This is a genomic window from uncultured Microbacterium sp., from assembly GCF_913776565.1.
GTDB lineage: Bacteria > Actinomycetota > Actinomycetes > Actinomycetales > Microbacteriaceae > Microbacterium.
The window spans coordinates 1-3038 of record NZ_CAJYPF010000251.1; the positions used below are offsets into that span (position 1 = coordinate 1).

Annotated in this window: 4 protein-coding genes; 3 read left to right on the forward strand and 1 reads right to left on the reverse strand. The window is 73.9% G+C overall.

Annotated elements, in window-relative coordinates:
- Positions 1–400: hypothetical protein (locus QZ433_RS13980; protein ID WP_295784612.1), on the reverse strand; the 400-nt coding region annotated here is incomplete at its 3' end.
- 173 nt (positions 401–573) lie between these two features.
- Between QZ433_RS13980 and QZ433_RS13985 the strand changes: the two genes are divergently transcribed.
- The 3 genes from QZ433_RS13985 to QZ433_RS13995 are packed head-to-tail and all read left to right on the forward strand — an operon-like array spanning position 574 to position 3038.
- Entirely contained in the window at positions 574–1050 is a 477-nt protein-coding gene (locus QZ433_RS13985) for a hypothetical protein (protein WP_295784614.1), read from the forward strand.
- Positions 1051–2430 (forward strand): ATP-binding protein, encoded by a 1380-nt coding sequence (locus tag QZ433_RS13990; RefSeq protein ID WP_295784616.1) that lies wholly within the window; start codon positions 1051–1053, stop codon positions 2428–2430.
- A complete protein-coding gene (locus QZ433_RS13995) occupies positions 2427–3038 on the forward strand; it encodes a response regulator transcription factor (RefSeq protein ID WP_295784618.1) in 612 nt (203 codons plus the stop codon). Before QZ433_RS13990 ends, QZ433_RS13995 begins: the two co-directional genes overlap by 4 nt.

The following is a 3038-nucleotide window of genomic DNA, read 5'->3' on the forward strand; positions in this document are numbered from 1 at the left end:
CGAGGCTCGACAGACGCGTGCCCTGACGCTGCGCGGCGGTGAGGGTGGGGACCTTCGACGAGAACACGACGGTGGGCGCGGTGACCATGCGCTGCGTGTCGGGGGCGCCGGTGAGCGTGTAGTCGTACACGCCCAGCGTGGCCGGGTCGATCGTGAAGCGGTTGTTGCGTCCGCTGACCGTGATCGGCGTTGAGACCGCGAGGTCCTTGACCTTGGCGTCCTTACCCGGAGCGGGGTTGTACGTGGTGCCGTTCACCGTGACGGCGTAATCGCCTCCGGTCGAGGTGGTCTTGGCGCTCGCGGCGGAGGGGAGGAGGAGACCGGATGCCGCGACCACCGCGATCGCGAGGATCGCCGCGGTGCGGATCAGGGGAGGACGGGTGGGGGCGGTGCTGCTCATGGTGCCTCGTTTCATCGGTGGGGAGCTGTTCCCACCGTCGTCGGCGGGCCGCGGACCGGGCAATCGGACCTTGGTACTACGACCAAGGTCCGATGGTGCGAACGGGCCGATCCGCGCAGGGTGGATCACGACAGCCCGTGCCGCGGGTGACAATGGGCGGAAGGACGGATGACATGAAGAAGCGGATCCTCATCGGAGCGGGTGCCCTGGCGCTCGCGGCCGCGCCCGCCGCGATCGGCCTGTGGGGCAACCCCTCGTTCGCGGAATCGGTGCCCGTGCCGCGTCCGACCCCCGCCGTGACCGCGACCGCGTCGCCGTCGCCGTCGCCGTCGGCGGACGACCACGGCGGGGAGGTGCCACGCGATCAGCGCGTCGAACCCGGTGACGACCGCGACACGCAAGGCGACACCGGCGGATCATTCGTCACCGACGAAACGACCGGTGACGACCGCGGCGGCGACATCCCGCGCGATCAGCGCGTCGAACCCGGCGACGACCGGGCGACGCAGGGATCGACCGGCGGCGGGGGATCCGCCGTCGAGGGATCGACCGACGACGGCGGACGACACGGGGGTGATGACCGCGGCGGTGACCGCAGCGGCGACGACAGCGGCCGCGCGGACGACGGTCGCCACGGAGGAGACGACTGAGTGGCATCCCCTCCCCCCTGGGAGGTGCTCGTCGCCGCCCCCACTCCGCACGCGCCCGCGCGACGACTGTCGACGCGGGCCGTGCTGGTGCGCCTGGCCGCGGGACTCGCGGCGGTGATCGTCGCCGTCGCCGCGCTCGCCGGATTCGGCGCGCAGTGGCTGGCCGAGCGTGAGGCCGTCAACGATGCCGCGCAGGTGACCAACGTCCTCGCCGAGGCGGTGGTCCGGCCCGTGCTCGGTGATGCGCTCGCGGCCGGGGACCCCGCCGCGGTGGCCGCGTTCGACGTGACGGTGCGCGCACAGATCCTCGGCGACGACGTCGTCCGCGTGAAGATCTGGAGTCCCGAGGGGCGGGTCCTGTACGCCGACGAACCGCAACTGATCGGCCGCGTCTTCGCGCTCGAACAGGCGCAGCGCGAGGCGCTCGCCGCCCCCGCGACGCGCGCGGCCGTGTCGGACCTGTCCGAGGACGAGAACGTCTTCGAGAGCGCCCCGCGCCTGCTCGAGGTGTACCGACCCATGTGGGCGCCGAGCGGTCAGCAGGTGCTCTTCGAGGTCTACTACCCGTACGCCCCGGTCGCGGCGCGTTCCGCCGAGCTGTGGCGGGGGTTCACGGGAGTGACCCTCAGCAGTCTGCTGCTGCTCGTCGTGCTGACGGCGCCGATCGTGTGGACCCTCTTGCGTCAGCTGCGCGGCGCCGAGACGCGGCGCGCCGAACTGCTGCAACGTGCCGTCGACGCCTCGGATGCCGAGCGCCGGCGCATCGCGGGGAGCCTGCACGACGGACCGGTGCAGGAACTCGTGGCCACCAGCTACGGGGCCGAGAGCGCCGCGGTCGACGCCGACCGGCGGGGCGACGCCGAGGCGGCGTCGCGCATGCGAGAGGTCGCGGGGTCGGTGCGCGGAAACGTGCGCGTGCTGCGTTCGCTGCTGGTGGACATCTATCCCGAGAGCCTCGGCGCGGCAGGCCTGGCCGCGGCGCTGCGCGATCTCGCCGCGACGGCGCACGCGCGCGGTGTCACGGTGAATCTCGACCTGGGTGCGTCGCTCGACCACCTGAGCGAGGCGCACGAGCGCCTGCTCTACCGCGTCGCCCAAGAGGCGCTGCGCAATGCCGCGACCCACGCGGCGCCGTGCACCGTGTCGCTGTCGATCGCGCGCGCCGACGGGGCCGTCGAGCTGCGGATCGCCGACGACGGGCCGGGCTTCGACCCCGCGCTGCTGCATCGCGCCCCGGCGGACGGCCATCTCGGCACCCGGGTGCTGCGCGACCTCGCCGTCGACGCCGGCGCCGAACTCTCCCTCGCCACCGCGCCGGGCCGGGGCACGCGCTGGCGTCTGCGCGTCCCCGCCCACCACTCCACCCGGGAGCCGGCATGATCCGCGTCCTCGTCGCCGACGACCACTCCATGGTGCGGGAGGGACTGGCCTCGGTCCTCGCCGCCGACGGCGACATCGCCGTGACCGCCACGGCTGCGAACGGCGCCGAGGCGCTCGCCGCGGCGGGGGACGGCGTCGACGTGGTCGTGATGGACCTGTCGATGCCCGTGATGGACGGGGTCGCGGCCACTCGCGCGATCCGCGCCGCGCATCCCGGCATCCGCGTTCTCGTGCTGACCTCGTTCGGCGACCGGGATCAGGTCTGCCGGGCGGTGGCCGCGGGGGCCACCGGATATCAGCTGAAGGATGCCGAGCCCGCGGAGCTGCGAGCCGCCGTCCGCGCCGTGGCGGCCGGTCATGCCCCGCTCGATCCCCGGGTCGCGGGGGCGCTTCTGCCCGAGGCGGGCGACGCGGACGCCGGACTGAGCGCGCGGGAGCGGGAGGTGCTGCGCCTGGTCGCCGAGGGGCGGGCGAACAAGCAGGTCGCCGCGGCGCTCGGGATCACCGAGCGGACGGTCAAGGCGCACCTGGGCAGCATCTTCCGCCAGATCGGCGTCGCCGACCGCACGAGCGCGGCCCTGTGGGCGCGCGATCACCTCTCGGGCTGA

What these genes read in the sequence shown, in the direction of transcription:
- QZ433_RS13995 (WP_295784618.1), top strand. Translation starts at nt 2,427, where the DNA reads ATGATCCGCGTCCTCGTCGCCGACGACCACTCCATGGTGCGGGAGGGA.
- QZ433_RS13985 (WP_295784614.1), top strand. Translation starts at nt 574, where the DNA reads ATGAAGAAGCGGATCCTCATCGGAGCGGGTGCCCTGGCGCTCGCGGCC.